Below are 16,084 nucleotides of genomic sequence, written 5' to 3'. Positions count from 1 at the left end.
TTATTTTATATGAAAATTGTACAAAGTTTTTGGTCTAAACCAAGTTATAAAAAGAAAAATGCAAGTCCCCATGATCGGAATAATGGAGGCTGGAACGATAAAAAATACAACTATTTTAGCTGGACATTAAGTTGTCTGCAATTCAGAAAATTTTATGACCAGGTAGAACTGGTTACCGATGAAATAGGATATGATATCTTAATCAACAAATTAAAGCTACCTTATACAAAGGTAGATGTGAGTCTTGATACGCTTAATGATTACCATGAACGCTTGTGGGCATTGGGGAAAATATATGCATTCAGTATTCAGGACGAACCCTTTTTGCATGCGGATGGTGATGTATTTGTATTTAAAAAACTGGATAAATCTTTCGATGATTCTCAGATTTTAGTACAGAATGTTGAATTTGGATTTCAGTCATACACCGATTTTTATAATGAAATGAAGGGGTATTTTACCTATATACCGGAAGAAATGAAGCATTACTTTAATACATTTAATAGAATTGATGGAGTAAATAATGGTATTGTCGGAGGTAATGACATCCCTTTCTTTAAGCGATATACTCAAAAAGCCTTCGAGTTTATCAATAAAAATGTTGATCATTTGTCTAAAATTGATGTAGGCTTTTTTAATATTATTTACGAGCAGGCACTTCTGCATTCAATAGCCAACAAAGAAAATTCGGATATCAGATATTATCTCGAGAATGTTAATCGCCAGTTTGATGGGATTTGTGATGTTCTGGGAAGCTCAAAAGAGCGTTCTTATCTCCATGCGCTTGGAGTCTTTAAAAGTGATGATATGCGCTCTCAACAGGTAGAAGATTTGGTGAGAAAAGAATACCCGGAATACTATAATAATATAATTGATCTACTTAAAACCTATCAGATATGAAACTGGAACCAGCATTAGATATATTAGATGAAATCTTAAATCTAAGTCTTGCAGATTTAAAAAAGCAGGCAGAAAGAAATCGGGAAAACCTGAAAGGAAATTACTTGATATCCGGTAATATTGAGAATATAGAATTTGGGATAACCGGATATTTGTTCTTCTTATTGGAGCATTACAAAGAAAAAGAAAGTCCCCGATTATTAGAAAAAATAGAAAGACTTACCTTGGAACTGATTGCTTATTGTGATCAGGCAATTACGGCAAACTATTCCCTATACACAGGAAGAGGAGGAGTAGTCTATTTCCTGCTCGAGCTCTATAAAGAAAATGGTAAAGCGGTTTTTCTTGAAAATGCAGTTAAATTGATAAAAGAGTCGGAAAATGAATTTTTAGACTCAGTTTATACTTCCGATTATTTTTTAGATGGACGGGCGGGAATGATATTCATTCTTCTTACCCTGTTTAAAATAAATAAGTCAAAAGAAACAGAACAACTTATTAATACCTATCTTAATATAGTTCTGGACAACAGCATTCTGTCATCAAAAGGAATCTCATGGATTGCAAAAGAAGAAATAAATATAGAAAACTCATGTGATTTTGCGCGGGGAGCTTTAGGAGTATTGTTTACACTTAAATATATAGATTCGGTATCTGGAAATGATAGCCTATCCTTTTATATTACACAGACGGAAAAATATATTGAAAATGGTATCCGGAATCTCAATGAAGATATTGTTTTGGATCAGTATCAGTTTATTTCTGTGACCGAAAAAAAACATATTCTCACAGTTAATTCTCATAAAGAAGACTACATCAGGATTTTTAAATTCTTATCAGATAATAAAGAAACGGAAGTCTTGGGAAATAATTTACCGCTGCTTTTGCTTCTTTCCCCATCAGTGAACAGCCCGTTTATTTCACTTGTCCGAAATATATTCGACGGTGAAAATACAGCAGGTCAGACAGATGAAATTACAGGATTTGAAGAAGGTTTTCTCGCAGGAAAAATGGGAGTTGCTTATGCGGAGATAAGGAACAATAAACAGGTTACTGACGACTCTGGAAAAAAAGAATATACACTGTCATTGGAGGTTCCTTCCGGAGAAGATTTTATATTCAGAAAGAGATATCCTAAGTTTTATGAATTTACGAAAGTAAATTTTCCTGCAGTCCATCATAAAATATTAATGGCCATAACAACAGATAATATTCATATCCTTGCCAATATTTTGCTGATTATAGAGACCGATTCGTATGTTGAATTGTTTAAAGACCTCTTATTCTGGGAAGAAAATAAAAATCTCTTTTACAGTTCCATGATGAAAAATAATAATTGGGAAAGATTTTCAGATATAGTAGCCTTTAGAAATTCACTTTTCAACAGATTTGAGGATCTGGGAGATGCTGTTTTAGATGTACCTCTTCAGCTAAGTTCTAAAGCGAAAATCATAAATACAAAATGGAATTGGTCATCTGATGATATGTATCTCTTGACTTTAAACATTATAAAGCCTCCTGGTGCTTTTGCAATAGTTCTCACTCCTTCTTATGACAGTAAAACGAATTATACCACTGAAACGGTTCTTAATATTGAGGAAGCAATACTGAGAGCATTAAGTAACCCTAAGACCACAAGAAAAGTATGCGCGGAGTTTAAGTTTTACTGTCTGTCTCAGCCTGATGAGGCAGTTGATATGGTTGTGAAATATACCCATTCAAAAGATAAAGCAGATCTCATTGAGAGGCTGGATTATCTGGTCATTAGAACTATTAAGAATTTTGTTTATAATGGCTGTCTGGAGTTTGTGGAATGATGAAGCGGAAGTTTTATTTCAGTATGTTTTTTAAGTGATACTATATTTTACTATAAATTAGATGGGAAAAATATTGTTTTTTGTTGCGTATTTTGGTAAGCTACCTTGGTATTTTCCATTGTTCTATCAATCCTGCATTGATAATGAAGATACAGAGTTTTTATTTATTGGTGATAATTTTAATAATTTAATAGAGTCAGAAAATATAAAAAAAATTAATTATTCACTTGAAGATTTTAATAGCCTTGCATCGTATAAGTTAGGAATGAAAGTTCACATAAAATATGGATATAAGATTTGCGATTTCAGACCTTCATTCGGCGTTATTTTTGAAGACTTTATCAAGAATTATGAATTTTGGGGAATTTGTGATATAGATGTTATTTTAGGAAACATCAGAGGGTTTTTGTCACAAGATATACTTAATAATTATGATTTTATTTCTACTACACCTGAGTATCCTTCTGGCTATATGTCTATTTACAGAAATATTCCTTTGATTAACAATTTATATCAACAGAGTTCTTATTTAAGACAAATTTTTACTGAAGACAAAAACTTTATGTTTGATGAATGTGGAGGGTGTTATACTGAAGTAATAGCAGGGACAAATATTCTTGAAACAATTTCAGAGACTGATTCTATTCATCACTTATTAGAGAGAAATAAACACAATATAAGATGTTTGTTTGAATATTACTCAATAGGAGGAGTTCCCGGAAATATAAAATATAATAAAGGAATTCTTTCTTATAAAGATGAATTTGAAATACTAATTTATCATCTAAGTGATTATAAAAAGAATTTATTTACTGATAAGAATATAAAAAATGAAATTTTTGACAGCTTTATCATTCATCAATATAGCATAGTTCCTAATACATTTAAGCTGAGAGTAATTGGTAGAATTAATGATTTTTATGTTCAAATAAAATTCAAACTACTTCATTTCTTTGATAAAATTATGATGGCTGGAAGGAAAAATATACCTAAAGATCTAAATAATGGGACTTATAACTATATGGGTCAGAAATTTGAAATTGTTAATGGAAAAAAGCATACAACTTTTCAATTGGCTTTTTTGCGTGGAAGAATTTTAAAATCATTTTTTTTTCAAAATTTTTATTACCTAAAAGAAGCAAATCTTTATTTTTTCCAAAATAACGATGGAATGGAAGTATTGAAAAATGACGGAACACCCTTATTTTATCAAAAAGGTATGTAAATATGGGTATTTTTATGATCTTTTATAAAATCGATACAAACTATAAATAATGATTAAAATTATACAGTCATTTTGGAGTGGCCAGCAAAATATTGAGACTAGCAACTTTGGATGGGCTTCTCCCAAATTTCATACTCTAAGTTGGATTTTAAGCTGTGTTCAGCTTTCAAAATTTTATGATGTTGAACTATATACTGATAATGAAGGATACGAATTTTTAATAAATAAATTGAACCTTCCATATAAAAAAGTTCATATTGTTTTGGATGAGCTTAATAGTTTCCACAAAGATTTTTGGGCACTTCCTAAAATAAAAACATATAGTCTTCAACAAGGCCCCTTTCTTCATGTAGATGGTGATGTTTTTATCTGGGGAAAATTTCCTGATGACCTCTTAAAATCTGGGGTAATCTCACAAAATCTGGAAATAACAACGGATTATTATCGTACTATGTGGAAACGCATCCAGCCGCATTTGTATTTTGTTCCTGAAGAGATAGAGGGGTATGTCACTCATCAAAACAATTTTGCTTGTAATATGGGAATCTTTGGAGGGAATGATTCAAATTTTTTACAAAAATACGCTGCAAAATCTTTTGAATTTGCAGAAAAAAATAAATCGCTACCAAAATATGTGCATGCTGGAAACTTCAATATATTTTTTGAACAAGTATTATTGTTTGAAATGTTGATGAGAGATCAAAAAGAAAGCAATTATCTTTTTAATGAAACTTCTTTTGATAATAATTATGAAGGATTTGGAAGTTTTGATGAGGTTCCACTTAAACGCAAATACTTGCATTTATTGGGGGATTATAAAAGAAGTAAAGAAGTTTGTAAACAAATGGAGAGTTATGTTTTAATGCATTATCCGGAGTATTTTAAAAAAATTATAGATCTCTTTCCCAATGATTATAATTGGCTTATAAAAATTAAAAACTACGATTTTTCATTTTCAGAGAATGTACGAAGAATACAAGGTTTCGTAGAATATCACCGTAACGAAATAGAATCAATTAAAATAGAAAATAGGAATGAATATTTATTCAATAGAAACCTTGCATGTATAAGTTCTCAATATAACCTTTTGAAATTTATCCAAGATGGTGAAGATTTTTATATTAAAAAATTAAAAAAAAATTATATAAAAGTCTTTGAAAAGCAATCTGAAAATTTTGATGCAGAGTTAATTATTGATGAAATTGATGATGAACAAATGAGGATTTCTATAGATGAAATAGACTCTATAATTTTGGAAAAAGCTTCATATGGGATAGCATATAGTAAACTAAAGAACGAATTATTTGAAATGCTTGATCAGGATGCTGTTCAAATGATTCAGGAATTCAATAATATGATTGATGAAAGGCTAAGTTATTATCTAAAAAATAGAATCATTTTGATTTATGATATAGAGTAATTTTTTAATTTAAACCGGAAATAATAAAGCGTAAGCCGAAAAGCTAAAGAGTAGGCATTTATTTAATAATATTATAATTATTATGAAAAAGATTAATTTAAAAACAATTAAGAAAAGTTTATCAAGAAATGAATTGAGAAAGATTCAGGGAGGATCAGGTTGTTTAGGACCATGGTGTCTCTGTGGATATCCGCGTACTTGTTAGTTTATTACTTTTGGATTAGAAAAAGTATTTCATTCAAATTATATTGATCGTAATTTGTATTTGTAAACTTAATAACCGGATTAGATTTTATCTAATTCGGTTTTTTTTAAGTAAATTTTCACTTATAAAACTAAAATTTAATTTGGAGAATTTAAGAAAATTACATGTTCAATTGAAATTTATCCAAAAACATTATATTAATACCCTTAGTCTTCTTGAAAGAGTTTATTATCTTTGTGAATAGCTACTACCTTATTTGGAATACAATTTTTATTTAAAGATTGTTTTTTTGTAAAACCTAATTTACTTATGATTCCCATATTTCGTTTGGGGCAACCATGAAAAAAGTAAATCCTTTACTATGTTAATCAATTAATTTCCTTTTGAACAGAAGAGATGCTTTTACAGATTTCAGGATGCGGAAGAATCAGCCAGACCCTTTTTCTTTCAAATAATAATGCTAATTTTATGCGTTTATTGACGATGAACTTATTGCTATGAATGTATCCATACAAAATAATAGTGCAGTTGAAAAATTAGCTTTACAGAGAGCAGATGGTTTGTATCCTGCTGCTATTGCAGTAACTCAGCACTCGCTGGCTCACTTGAAAGAAATACGACATTCTTTTTTGCATCAGGAAGAACTGGACTTTTTTGGTACATTAAAGTTACCTAAAGTTCAGCACAGTTATTTGCTGGGTAGATACGCTGCCAAAACTGCATTAAGTGCATTTATGAATGAAGTTGTTTTACCAGATACAAAAATAGTTTCCGGAATATTCCAGCAGCCCGTTCTTCATTTATCCGGAGCGGGAAATATCCAATTAAGTATTTCTCATACTACAGAAATGGGGATAGCTGTGGTATTTCCGGAAGGACATCCGATGGGGGTAGACGTAGAAGCTGTTAGTGCAGAGCAATCAGATACCATTAAAGGAGTTATTACTCCTCATGAGAAAGATAAGCTTTTGGATATTGATGGTGATGAAAACAAAAGTCTTACTGTTTTATGGACGATTAAAGAAGCCCTGTCCAAAGTCCTGAAAACCGGTCTTATGACTCCTTTTCATTTATATGAAATTGAGGATATTGAGCATAAAGGAAACGTTATCGTTTGCAACTTTATCAATTTTCCTCAATATCAATCCATATCCTGGGTGTCAAAAGGACATGCATGGTCCATTGTATTACCTAAAAAAAGTAGTTTGGATACAGCAGTGATTTCACGATTGTGTTTGTAGAACAGTTATTTTTTCTTTGACTTTTTCTCTTTCTTTTTGTACCAAAGATAAGTAGCCCGTTGAGATGAGCTATCCGGTTGCCCAGCCTGGTCTTCGGAAGTACTCTGGCCTTTACTGTTAATGATCCTCTTTTTGGTATGGTCATTCAGCTCCATATTGATAATAGCGTTAATCTCCTGCATGATTTTTTTATCCTTTATAGGAAAGGCAACTTCTATTCTGCGGTTGAGATTCCTGCTAAGCATATCTGCCGAAGAAAGGTAAATTTTTTCTGCTCCATCATTGTGAAATCGATAGATACGGGAGTGTTCAAGATAACGGTCTACAATCCTGTAAATCTTGATGTTTTCCGTATAACCTTTAATTCCCGGCAACAGAGTGCAGATTCCCCTCACAATAAGGGTAATTTCAACTTTTGCGTTGTTGGCTTCGATCAGTTTACTGATAATTTCCTTATCATTAAGACCGTTGATCTTCATGAATACTGCTCCTTTCTTGCCATTCTCAACATTTTGTATTTCAATATCAATATGCTGTAGGATATTTTCTTTCAGATTAAATCCTGCGACCCATAAATTAGAAATAGGGTAATTTTTTTCTTTGGTTTTAAAAAACCTGAATACCTGCTTCAGATCATCCGTATATTCTTTTTGAGAGGTGAAAAAGCCAAAATCGGTGTATGTTTCTGCTGTATTTTCATTGAAATTTCCTGTTGATAGGTAAGCATAATTCTTTGTCTTTCCTGCATTTTTTAAGGTTAATAGAGCCACCTTGGCATGTACTTTAAGATTAGGCATACTGTAAATGATCCTGATTCCGGCCCTTTGCATTTCATTGGCCCAGAAAAGGTTATTATTCTCATCGAATCTGGCTTTTACCTCAACAAAAACAGTTACTTTTTTTCCATTTTTTGCAGCGCTGATAAGAGCATTAGCGATGAGAGACTGTGAAGATATGCGGTACAGGGTTACTTTTATTTCCGTTACATCTTTATGAATAGCAGCCTCGTTAAAAAACTGTAGAACATAATGATAAGATTGATATGGGAAATGGAGCAGCTGGTTTTCTTCACCAATGACTTCAAATATTGATTTCTTGGTTTCAAACGGAAAATATTTCAGCGGTGGGAAATTTTCGTTCTGAAGATCCGGAAAATTGGGATTAGGAAACTTAAACAGATCAAAAAAATTATGATGAGTGCCACCTTCAATCATTTCGTAGTCCTTCAGATGGAATGCATTTTTACATAGCTTTCTCATTTCTTCAGGCATATTAAAATCATACAGGAATCTTGTAGATGAACCCGATTTTCTTTCCTGCAGTTTCTTTTTGATCTTGGAAACCAGATTTCCGCTAGCTTCGTCCTCAATCAGGTAATTTTCATCCCGGTTAAGTTTAATAGCAAATGCTGTAGAGGTTTTCTGGTCAGGGAATATATAATGCAGACATTTTTTAATTATTGTGTCTATGGATATGATGTAATTTTTTCCTTTTACAGGGCTCAGTAATTTATACCGGTTCAGCTTATCAGCTGGTATATTGATGTAACAATAAGTGATTTCGCCATTTGTATTTTTTAGCCGGATCAATAAGTAAAGCTGCCTGTTATTTAAAAAATACTCCTGATTTTCGTCTTCTGACAAATAAACAATTTGGATATAAGAAAGGATGGTTGTTTTAAAGTAACTGTCGATCTCCTCTGTATGCAGGGGGAGCAACGGCTGGTTTTCGTAATAGATGATCTTATTTTCCTGAAGTTCCGGGATAATCTGCTTTTTCCATATCGAACCGAATGTATTCTGCTGGCGGTTAATTTCCTTATTAACCTTCTCAAACAAATTGCTTTTTTCAGGAATAGAATGAAGATCGCTGATCTTTACCCTATAAAATTCATCAAGATTAGAAGAATGAATGGCAAGGAATTTTATTCTTTCATACAGAGGATTGGTTTTATCAGCCGCTTCCTGTAAAACACAGTCATTAAAAGATAACCAGGACAATTCGGATGGAAATATATATTTTTTAGGCATTTTATAATTGTTGAAGTCAAATATAGATAAGGATGGATTCAAGTTTTAGTTTAGAAAATCCTCTTTCAAAATTTCATTAAGCGATATTGAATGTGAAATTAATACAATTTTTAATATCAAAACCATAATTCATGGTTAGTTTGCGAAATATTAATACTGGAAATTAGATAAGACCCGGTTATTGTGATAAAGCAAAATATAGGTGATCTTAAATATTGATTCCTGATCAAAATAGACATGAAATGAGGCTGAATATGTACAAATACAGGGATAAGCAATAGAGAAAAAGCGTAATCGTTAGCGCTTGATTATTAAATAATCTATTGAATCTATATTTTAAATTAAAAAATAATAGCTAAATTCACTTTTTAACAAAAAGAAGATGAAGCTTAATCATATCAATTTAGTTGTTGCCAATGTTGAAAAGACAACAAAATTCTTTCAGACCTATTTCGGTTTTAAATGTGTAGATGTAAAAGGAGATTATATCGTTAGTGTATTAAAGGGAGAAGGTAATTTTACACTGGTATTGATGAAAAACCGAGAAGGAACTCCTGCTTACCCCGAAGCCTTTCACATAGGATTTATGCTGGACACCATAGAACAGGTTAATTATATATACCAACGTTTAAAAACAGGAGGTATCGTAGGAGAACAGGAACCCCGCAAAATAAGGGATAGCTTTGGTTTTTATTTCAGCTATGAAAACCTGATGATAGAGGTGGGGCATTATTATGAATAGTTTTTAGTTTGATTAAGGTAGAGGTTTTTAAGATTTTGATTTTGTGAATCTTATACGAATGTTTTAGATGATAGGTTGAATGGAATCCGGAAAAACTAAAAATTTAAAATAGAAAACAATAATAAAAACAAACACATTCAGATGAAAAAAGCGTTTATGTATTTTTTGCTGGTCATTTTTATGACGTCGTGCAGGAGTACTTCTGTGGAAACAAATTTAACAAATGACATCAATAAATTGATAGATGGCAAAAAAATGGACATAGGAGTTTCTGTCAGAAATAATGAAGGAAATGAATTAGTTAAGATTAATAATGATAAGAAATACAGGCTATACAGTGTATCAAAATACTTTTTAGGTCTTTATATTTTACATCTTGTAGATCAGGGAAAGATGAATCTGAATCAACAGGTTGTATTTTCTAAAGAAGATTTAAGACCAGATACCTATAGCCCTCTGAGAGATAGTATTCCCCAGGGGACAACAATGTCTCTTAAACAGTCCGTCTCTTTTATGCTTAAACGTAGTGATAATAATATATTCGATAAGCTTGCGAATCATGTTCCCGGAAGCTTTGGCGGCCTCAATACTTTTATCCATGAAATTCACATGGGAAATCCGGGAGATTTCAGTATTATGTATGATTATACCAGTCCTTTAAAAGACTTTGAATCAAATAGGATTACCCCTGGTTTTGCTACAAAAATCCTTTATCAGGTTGAAAAGAAGAAAATATTATCTCACGAAAGTTTTGATCTGCTAAAAAACGGAATGGAACATTCGGTAACAAATACCAGAATACAGGGATTGATACAAAATAAAACAAAATCATTTCATAAATCAGGAACATCAGGCAGGGACAATGGTGTGCTCCGGGCATGTAATGATATTGGAATTGTAAATCTTCAGGATGGTAAATCTTTCAGTATTGCCGTATTTATATCCGACTCCCATGAAGACAATAAGACCAATGATGATGTAATAGCAAAAATAACGGACTTAGTGTATAGTAAGTTGAACAAATAAATGTTCATGTACTTTATGTGTCTGATTTGTATGTTTATGGACGGACTTTAACACTGTACTTTTCTTAAATTATTTCCCGTAAAAATAATGGCCATATATTGTCTTTGAATTGTTCACGGAAAATGCCAAAATGCCCGATAGTATCAGTATTAAAATCTTTTGGAACCAGATGAATTCTGGTCAGATCTGCGCTTTCATATTTTTTACTGAGCCAGTCAACGGCTTTTCTGGGGGCAAAATGATCATCTTCAATGCTAACAGAAATTAAAGGGGTTGTGATGTTTTTGAAAAATAGATCCTGCTTCGGAATATGATCAAAAAGATAATTAGGCGACAAACACCATTTTCCCCATTGTTTGGCAACATTCTTAGGTAAATTTTCCATACCGCTGATTCTTTTGGAGGGAAGATAATTAAAAAAGTTGATTAGTAGAGGAAACATCGCTTTCCAATAAGTCCATAACTTATATTTTTGAAACCCTTTCCAGAATTTCCAGTATCCGCTCTGGGCTGCGACAAGAATAATTTTACCAGCCTCTGTGGAAGATGATGATAACCCGATAAGCTGACCTCCGATACTGTGCCCCAATAAAATGATATTCTGGTCCGGATAATTCTTTTTAGTGTATTCCGTTACAGCATGCAAATCGGTTTTTCCCCAGTCTGAAGCACCATTATTCAGTTTTTGAATAGGCTTTTTAAGAGATTCTCCTATACCAAGGTAGTCAAAAGTAATGACTGAAACTCCATGATCAGAAAGGAACTGCGCAAACTTTTTATAATAAGATTGTTTTACTCCGGTGGCTGATGATATGATCAGAATATTTTTACTGTCAGGAATTTCGTAAATATGGGCAGAAACACGATACCCTTCATTGGTTTTGATTTCTACTGTTTTCATCATATTTGGTTATGTAGTTTGAATAAATAATGATTTCTCATTATTAAGAGGTTTTTGATAAAATAGTGAATAAAAATTTTTAATAAATGTAAGCCATAATTTTTTTAATAAGAGAAGAATTGCCTTGATTTTAAGTGTTATACATAATTTTTCTTGAAAGTAATCTCCGAAAATACTATTTTTAAAATCCGTATCATTTCAAATAACTATTTCAAACAACGAGTAACGAATATGCACGAACTATTACCTTTCATGTTAGCCTTGATTATAGCAATTGTATTGATCGAAATGTTGGCTGAAAAACTGAGAATTGCATATCCCATACTTCTTGTTGTTGCCGGACTGCTGATCAGTTTTATTCCCGGGCTGCCAGGCATACAGATTGATCCGGACCTTATATTCTTTATTTTCCTGCCGCCTATTCTCTTTGAAGCTGCATGGAGTATTTCATTTAAAGAAATGAAAAAGTGGTGGCGGATCATTGGAAGTTTTGCGTTTCTGGTTGTATTTTTTTCCGCGCTCACAGTTGCATTGATATCTAATTATTTTATTCCGGGTTTTACCCTTGCATTAGGTTTTCTGTTAGGAGGAATTGTATCGCCTCCCGACGCGGTTAGTACGGGAGCAATAATGAAGTTTGTGAGAATTCCAAAATCCACCTCCGCAGTTCTGGAAGGTGAAAGCTTACTGAACGATGCCTCATCGCTTATTATTGTCCGCTTTGCTTTAGTAGCTATAGGAACGGGACAATTTATTTTCCAGACGGCGATTACGGATTTCTTCTGGATGGTTATAGGAGGAATAGGAATCGGACTTTTAGGAGGATGGCTTTTTATTCAGGCTCATAAAAGACTGCCTACGGATGCACCTTCAGATATTGTATTTACACTGGTGGAATCCTATCTGCTGTATTGGGTGGCTGAACAGGCACATAGTTCAGGTGTGCTGGCCGTAGTCGCTGGTGGATTGTTTTTATCCACCCGGAGGCTCACTTTTCTCAGTAGCGCCAGCAGGATCAAAGGGCTCAGTTTTTGGGAAGCGCTGATCTTTATTTTAAATGGTATCGTATTTATGATCATCGGATTAGCTCTTCCGGAAATTGTGAAGGGGCTTAGGGCAGATGGAATTCCTTTAAGAACAGCAATTTTTTATGGAGCCCTTGTTACGGTAATTTTAATTGCTACCCGGATGATCTCTTCTTATGCCGCACTGATTGCAACTGTTATGTTCAGACCCAGTGTTGCTCCCGGAAGAGGTTTAAGCCGCCGGAGAATACTTGGCTTACCGCTGTTATTAGGTTGGACAGGAATGCGGGGTGTGGTGTCATTAGCCGCTGCTTTATCTATTCCGTTGACCTTACCGACCGGAGAAGCTTTTCCACATAGAAATCTTATATTGTTCGTCACCTTTACAGTGATACTTTTTACACTTCTTATCCAGGGGCTTACTCTTCCTCTTATCATTGAACGCTCGAAACTGTTTGATTACGGCAGGGAATTACCGGAGGATGAAGCAAAAATGAAAGTTAAAAACCATCTTGTGGTAGAAACAATACGTTTGTTAAAAGAAAAACAAAAAATGGGGGAGTATGAAGATCCTCATTTACAAAAGATGATTGACCAGTGGGAATATAAAATAAGCCAGCCGGAACATTTGAGAATGACCGAACGGACCAAACAGAATTACCTCGAATTGCTGGAAAATCAGCGTAAGTTCTTATCGGGACTTAACAAAGATCCTGAATTGCATGAAGAATACATCAATTGGCAAATATATCAGATCGATCTGGAAGAAGAGAGAATCAGACTTTTATAAATCAATAAAACGGGCTTTGGCTCGTTTATTTTTGTTAATCAGTATAAAATGCATGCATCCTTTTCACCTTGCCCTCATCATTAAAGAACATCACCTCAATTGCTTTTTTGTTCATAATAGATTGGTAATACAATGCAACGGAATTGATACCGTAAGTGACATCATACAGCTCAAAATGCAAATCGGGTACCTTCTCAAGAGCACGTCCCCAATATTCTCTAACAGCTTCTTTTCCTTTAAGGGTATCTTCACCTGATGTGAATGTTTTGATCATCGGAGTAGTGATCTCGATATCATCTGCATAATGGCTCAGGATGTCTTCTAAATTATGAGAATTCCAGGAATTGATCCAAAGGTTGGCAAAATTTTTAATGTCCATAGAATATTTAGTTTTTTAGGGTCAATAGATTAACGGGTAGAAGTAGGAAGTTTAACAAAGCTGATGTCATCCAGAATAACTACGCCTTCCGGAGTTTTATCAAAGATCAATGAGATCGATTTCAGCTTATCCAGATCCAGTTCCGGATACTTTTTTCTGACGGTATCAAGGTCAAAATAAAAATAGTCTGGAATAGATTCTGCATCAGGATTATCATTGAAAAAACTGAATTTGGTTAAGTTCTTTTTCAGTTGAGGTTGTAAAGGTGCACAGTCACTCAAAAGGAAATGTGCTTTTTTTCCGTTTTGATCCGTCAGCTCAATACTGAAATCGATGGCCTTTTTTTGCAGATCTTTTTTTACGGACTCCTCCTTTTTAGTTTCTTTTTTTCCTTTCCGGGCTGCTACCGAAGATTCATCGCTCTCTGCAAGATTAAATGCCAATGCTTTGCCCTTTAAATCCTGGCGGAGGCTGTCAGGGAAAGTAAAAGTATATTTTCCTGGTTTATTACCGGTTTCACTGTGATTCCAGCCGATATAAGCAGCTCTTGAAATTTGACTGTTCCATATCAGCTTCTGCTGGGCTTCCCGCCATAAGCTAAGGTTTTCACCCGTGATCTGTACACCTTTTAAAGTGGCGGTAGATAAGTTGAGATCTTCTTCATAACGGGCAACAAATGTCGTTTCACTATCTTCAAACTGATTGAAATAAACATGGTTCGGAAGCCATTTTCGTCCATATCGGTAATCTGTAAAAAGAGGTTTGTAGACGTTTTCTCCTTTCAGGTTAACATCTAAAAAAGCGGATATGTATACTTTCGCAATCTGTTGTTGTTCCTTTTCAGGCATCAGGTTTTTCATATTGAACTGATTGATATACGGACTGCTGGAATCATAGCTTCCCCATGAAGTATTGAACTGTCCGTGGTTTGCCTGATGAACATACAATCCAGCTTTGAATCCCTTATAATCCGGTGAATACTGAATCCGTTTATATGTGGCAAGTCCGCCGTAAGACTGCATGTCCATATCATGAACTCCCTGGATGACAAAATAATTGATGTCTTCCAAGGGTGCTAAAATAGATGCCGGCTGATACTGTCCATCCACCGGTGCAATAGCTATGTAAGCTTTTATATTAAAATTAAAATCGAATCTTTCATTGGCATTATCAGGAAAATAAGGCAGCTTATTGAACAGCGCAGCGTGCGACATGGCTTCCCCGCCTCTGGAATGTCCTATGAGCGCAATCTGATCCATATTGATCCTGTTAAAAAACGGATTACGAGGATCCTGACCCCATTTTCTCCAAAGCTGCAGATGTTTAAGCATCAGCCAGCCTCTTGCTCCGTTTTCGTCTTTGAATCCTTTTTGGTCGATATCCGTAAAACTTGTATTCAGGAAATTTTCATCAACGGATGCTACGATATATCCTTTGCTTGCCAGAAGCTTACCCAGATAATCATATCCTTTTTCAGACCAGTCCTGGGCCAGATGATTGCCATGAACGATCAATACCAAAGGAGCCTTTCCATTGAGATTTTCAGGATACCAAACCATTGCATTCAGGGGAAGTTGCGTTTTATCAAATCCAAAATAGCGTGTACGGAGTTTACCGGACATTCCATCCCATGAGTTAAGAAGTAGGGAGCCGTCTACAGAAGCTGTTTTAATATTTACATCCCGGCCATAGATCGTACGGTGTTTATCTTTTCCCGATCCGTAAGTAAGGAAAGCTACTTTGTATTTTCCCGGAAGGGAAGGGTCAGGAGCATTGATCGGGAGGGGAAGTTTCCCGGACATTTTATAATTTTTAACTGCTGAAGGAGTATTCCCCGAATCCAAATAAATATAACCGCCAATCACGATTCCAAGAATTCCAATAAAAAGTGAAGTTGCGGTAAGTATTTTCTGACGCAATGACCAGCTTGTTTTAGATTTGGATCTCCAATAGAACAAAGCTCCAAAGGTAAGAGAAGGAAAAAGAACAAGAAATACAATCAATACCCAGCGAAATGTAGATGTAATTAAAATAAGATAGAAGAAAAAAAACAGGGTAAAACCGATTGCATGTCTGAAATTAGAAGGTGTTCTGCCTATTAAGCCGGTCAACCAGCCTATTAATCCGCCAATAAGGTAACTTACCAGAAGTGAAATCAGCAGAAATAAAATGAAATTTCCCCATCCTATGGCAGGAAGGAATTTATCCGCGGATACCAGAATGAAAAAAATACAGGAACTCAAAAGAATGCCATACCCGCTTGCTTTTAATGTCTGACGGCTTGGAGCAATCGAGTTTTCTAAACGTTGAAACCAACCTGTTATTTTTTTCCATAGTGAAGTTTTTTCGTTCATAATATATTGCTTGGTGTTTGTTTTTATAA

At 34.1% G+C, this 16,084-nt stretch carries 12 protein-coding genes; 8 read left to right on the top strand and 4 right to left on the bottom strand.

What is annotated here, in order from left to right; translation table 11 throughout:
* The first annotated feature begins 9 nt into the window (after positions 1-9).
* From G9C87_RS17370 to G9C87_RS17350, 5 genes are all read left to right on the top strand, one after another.
* Positions 10-900: a DUF6734 family protein gene (locus tag G9C87_RS17370; RefSeq protein ID WP_172283453.1), complete on the top strand. Its 891-nt coding sequence runs from the start codon at positions 10-12 to the stop codon at positions 898-900.
* Positions 897-2,717, top strand: a complete 1,821-nt coding sequence (locus G9C87_RS17365; protein WP_172283451.1) for a lanthionine synthetase LanC family protein — start codon at positions 897-899, stop codon at positions 2,715-2,717. Before G9C87_RS17370 ends, G9C87_RS17365 begins: the two co-directional genes overlap by 4 nt.
* Before the next feature lie 61 nt (positions 2,718-2,778).
* Positions 2,779-3,942: a DUF6625 family protein gene (locus tag G9C87_RS17360; RefSeq protein WP_172283449.1), complete on the top strand. Its 1,164-nt coding sequence runs from the start codon at positions 2,779-2,781 to the stop codon at positions 3,940-3,942.
* A 49-nt stretch (positions 3,943-3,991) separates the two neighbouring features.
* Positions 3,992-5,362, top strand: a complete 1,371-nt coding sequence (locus G9C87_RS17355; RefSeq protein WP_172283447.1) for a DUF6734 family protein — start codon at positions 3,992-3,994, stop codon at positions 5,360-5,362.
* 702 nt (positions 5,363-6,064) lie between these two features.
* Positions 6,065-6,808 (top strand): 4'-phosphopantetheinyl transferase family protein, encoded by a 744-nt coding sequence (locus G9C87_RS17350; protein ID WP_172283446.1) that lies wholly within the window; start codon positions 6,065-6,067, stop codon positions 6,806-6,808.
* A gap of 5 nt (positions 6,809-6,813) precedes the next feature.
* On the opposite strand, the gene ppk1 is transcribed toward G9C87_RS17350, so the two are convergent.
* Positions 6,814-8,838, bottom strand: coding sequence for a polyphosphate kinase 1 (gene ppk1, locus G9C87_RS17345; protein WP_172283444.1), 2,025 nt, complete (start codon positions 8,836-8,838; stop codon positions 6,814-6,816).
* 382 nt (positions 8,839-9,220) lie between these two features.
* Here ppk1 and G9C87_RS17340 point away from each other — a divergent pair, with 382 nt between their 5' ends.
* Both G9C87_RS17340 and G9C87_RS17335 read left to right on the top strand, forming a co-directional pair.
* Entirely contained in the window at positions 9,221-9,580 is a 360-nt protein-coding gene (locus tag G9C87_RS17340) for a VOC family protein (RefSeq protein WP_172283442.1), read from the top strand.
* A 141-nt stretch (positions 9,581-9,721) separates the two neighbouring features.
* A complete protein-coding gene (locus G9C87_RS17335) occupies positions 9,722-10,606 on the top strand; it encodes a serine hydrolase (RefSeq protein ID WP_172283440.1) in 885 nt (294 codons plus the stop codon).
* A 64-nt stretch (positions 10,607-10,670) separates the two neighbouring features.
* Here the strand turns inward: G9C87_RS17335 and G9C87_RS17330 are convergent, their stop codons facing one another.
* Positions 10,671-11,510, bottom strand: coding sequence for an alpha/beta fold hydrolase (locus G9C87_RS17330; protein ID WP_172283438.1), 840 nt, complete (start codon positions 11,508-11,510; stop codon positions 10,671-10,673).
* 228 nt (positions 11,511-11,738) lie between these two features.
* Here G9C87_RS17330 and G9C87_RS17325 point away from each other — a divergent pair, with 228 nt between their 5' ends.
* Positions 11,739-13,322, top strand: a complete 1,584-nt coding sequence (locus G9C87_RS17325; protein ID WP_172283436.1) for a Na+/H+ antiporter — start codon at positions 11,739-11,741, stop codon at positions 13,320-13,322.
* A 34-nt stretch (positions 13,323-13,356) separates the two neighbouring features.
* On the opposite strand, the gene G9C87_RS17320 is transcribed toward G9C87_RS17325, so the two are convergent.
* Positions 13,357-13,701, bottom strand: a complete 345-nt coding sequence (locus G9C87_RS17320) for a nuclear transport factor 2 family protein (protein ID WP_172283434.1) — start codon at positions 13,699-13,701, stop codon at positions 13,357-13,359.
* A gap of 29 nt (positions 13,702-13,730) precedes the next feature.
* On the bottom strand, positions 13,731-16,055 hold the full coding sequence (locus tag G9C87_RS17315; protein WP_172283432.1) for a chlorophyllase/cutinase-like alpha/beta fold protein: 2,325 nt from the start codon (positions 16,053-16,055) through the stop codon (positions 13,731-13,733).
* Between the last annotated feature and the right edge of the window lie 29 nt (positions 16,056-16,084).

Origin of the sequence: Chryseobacterium sp. LAM-KRS1 (genome assembly GCF_013184525.1) — a bacterium.
Classification (GTDB): Bacteria; Bacteroidota; Bacteroidia; order Flavobacteriales; family Weeksellaceae; genus Chryseobacterium; species Chryseobacterium proteolyticum.
Note: the sequence above shows the minus strand (reverse complement) of the source record. Positions and strands in the feature narration are given on the sequence as shown.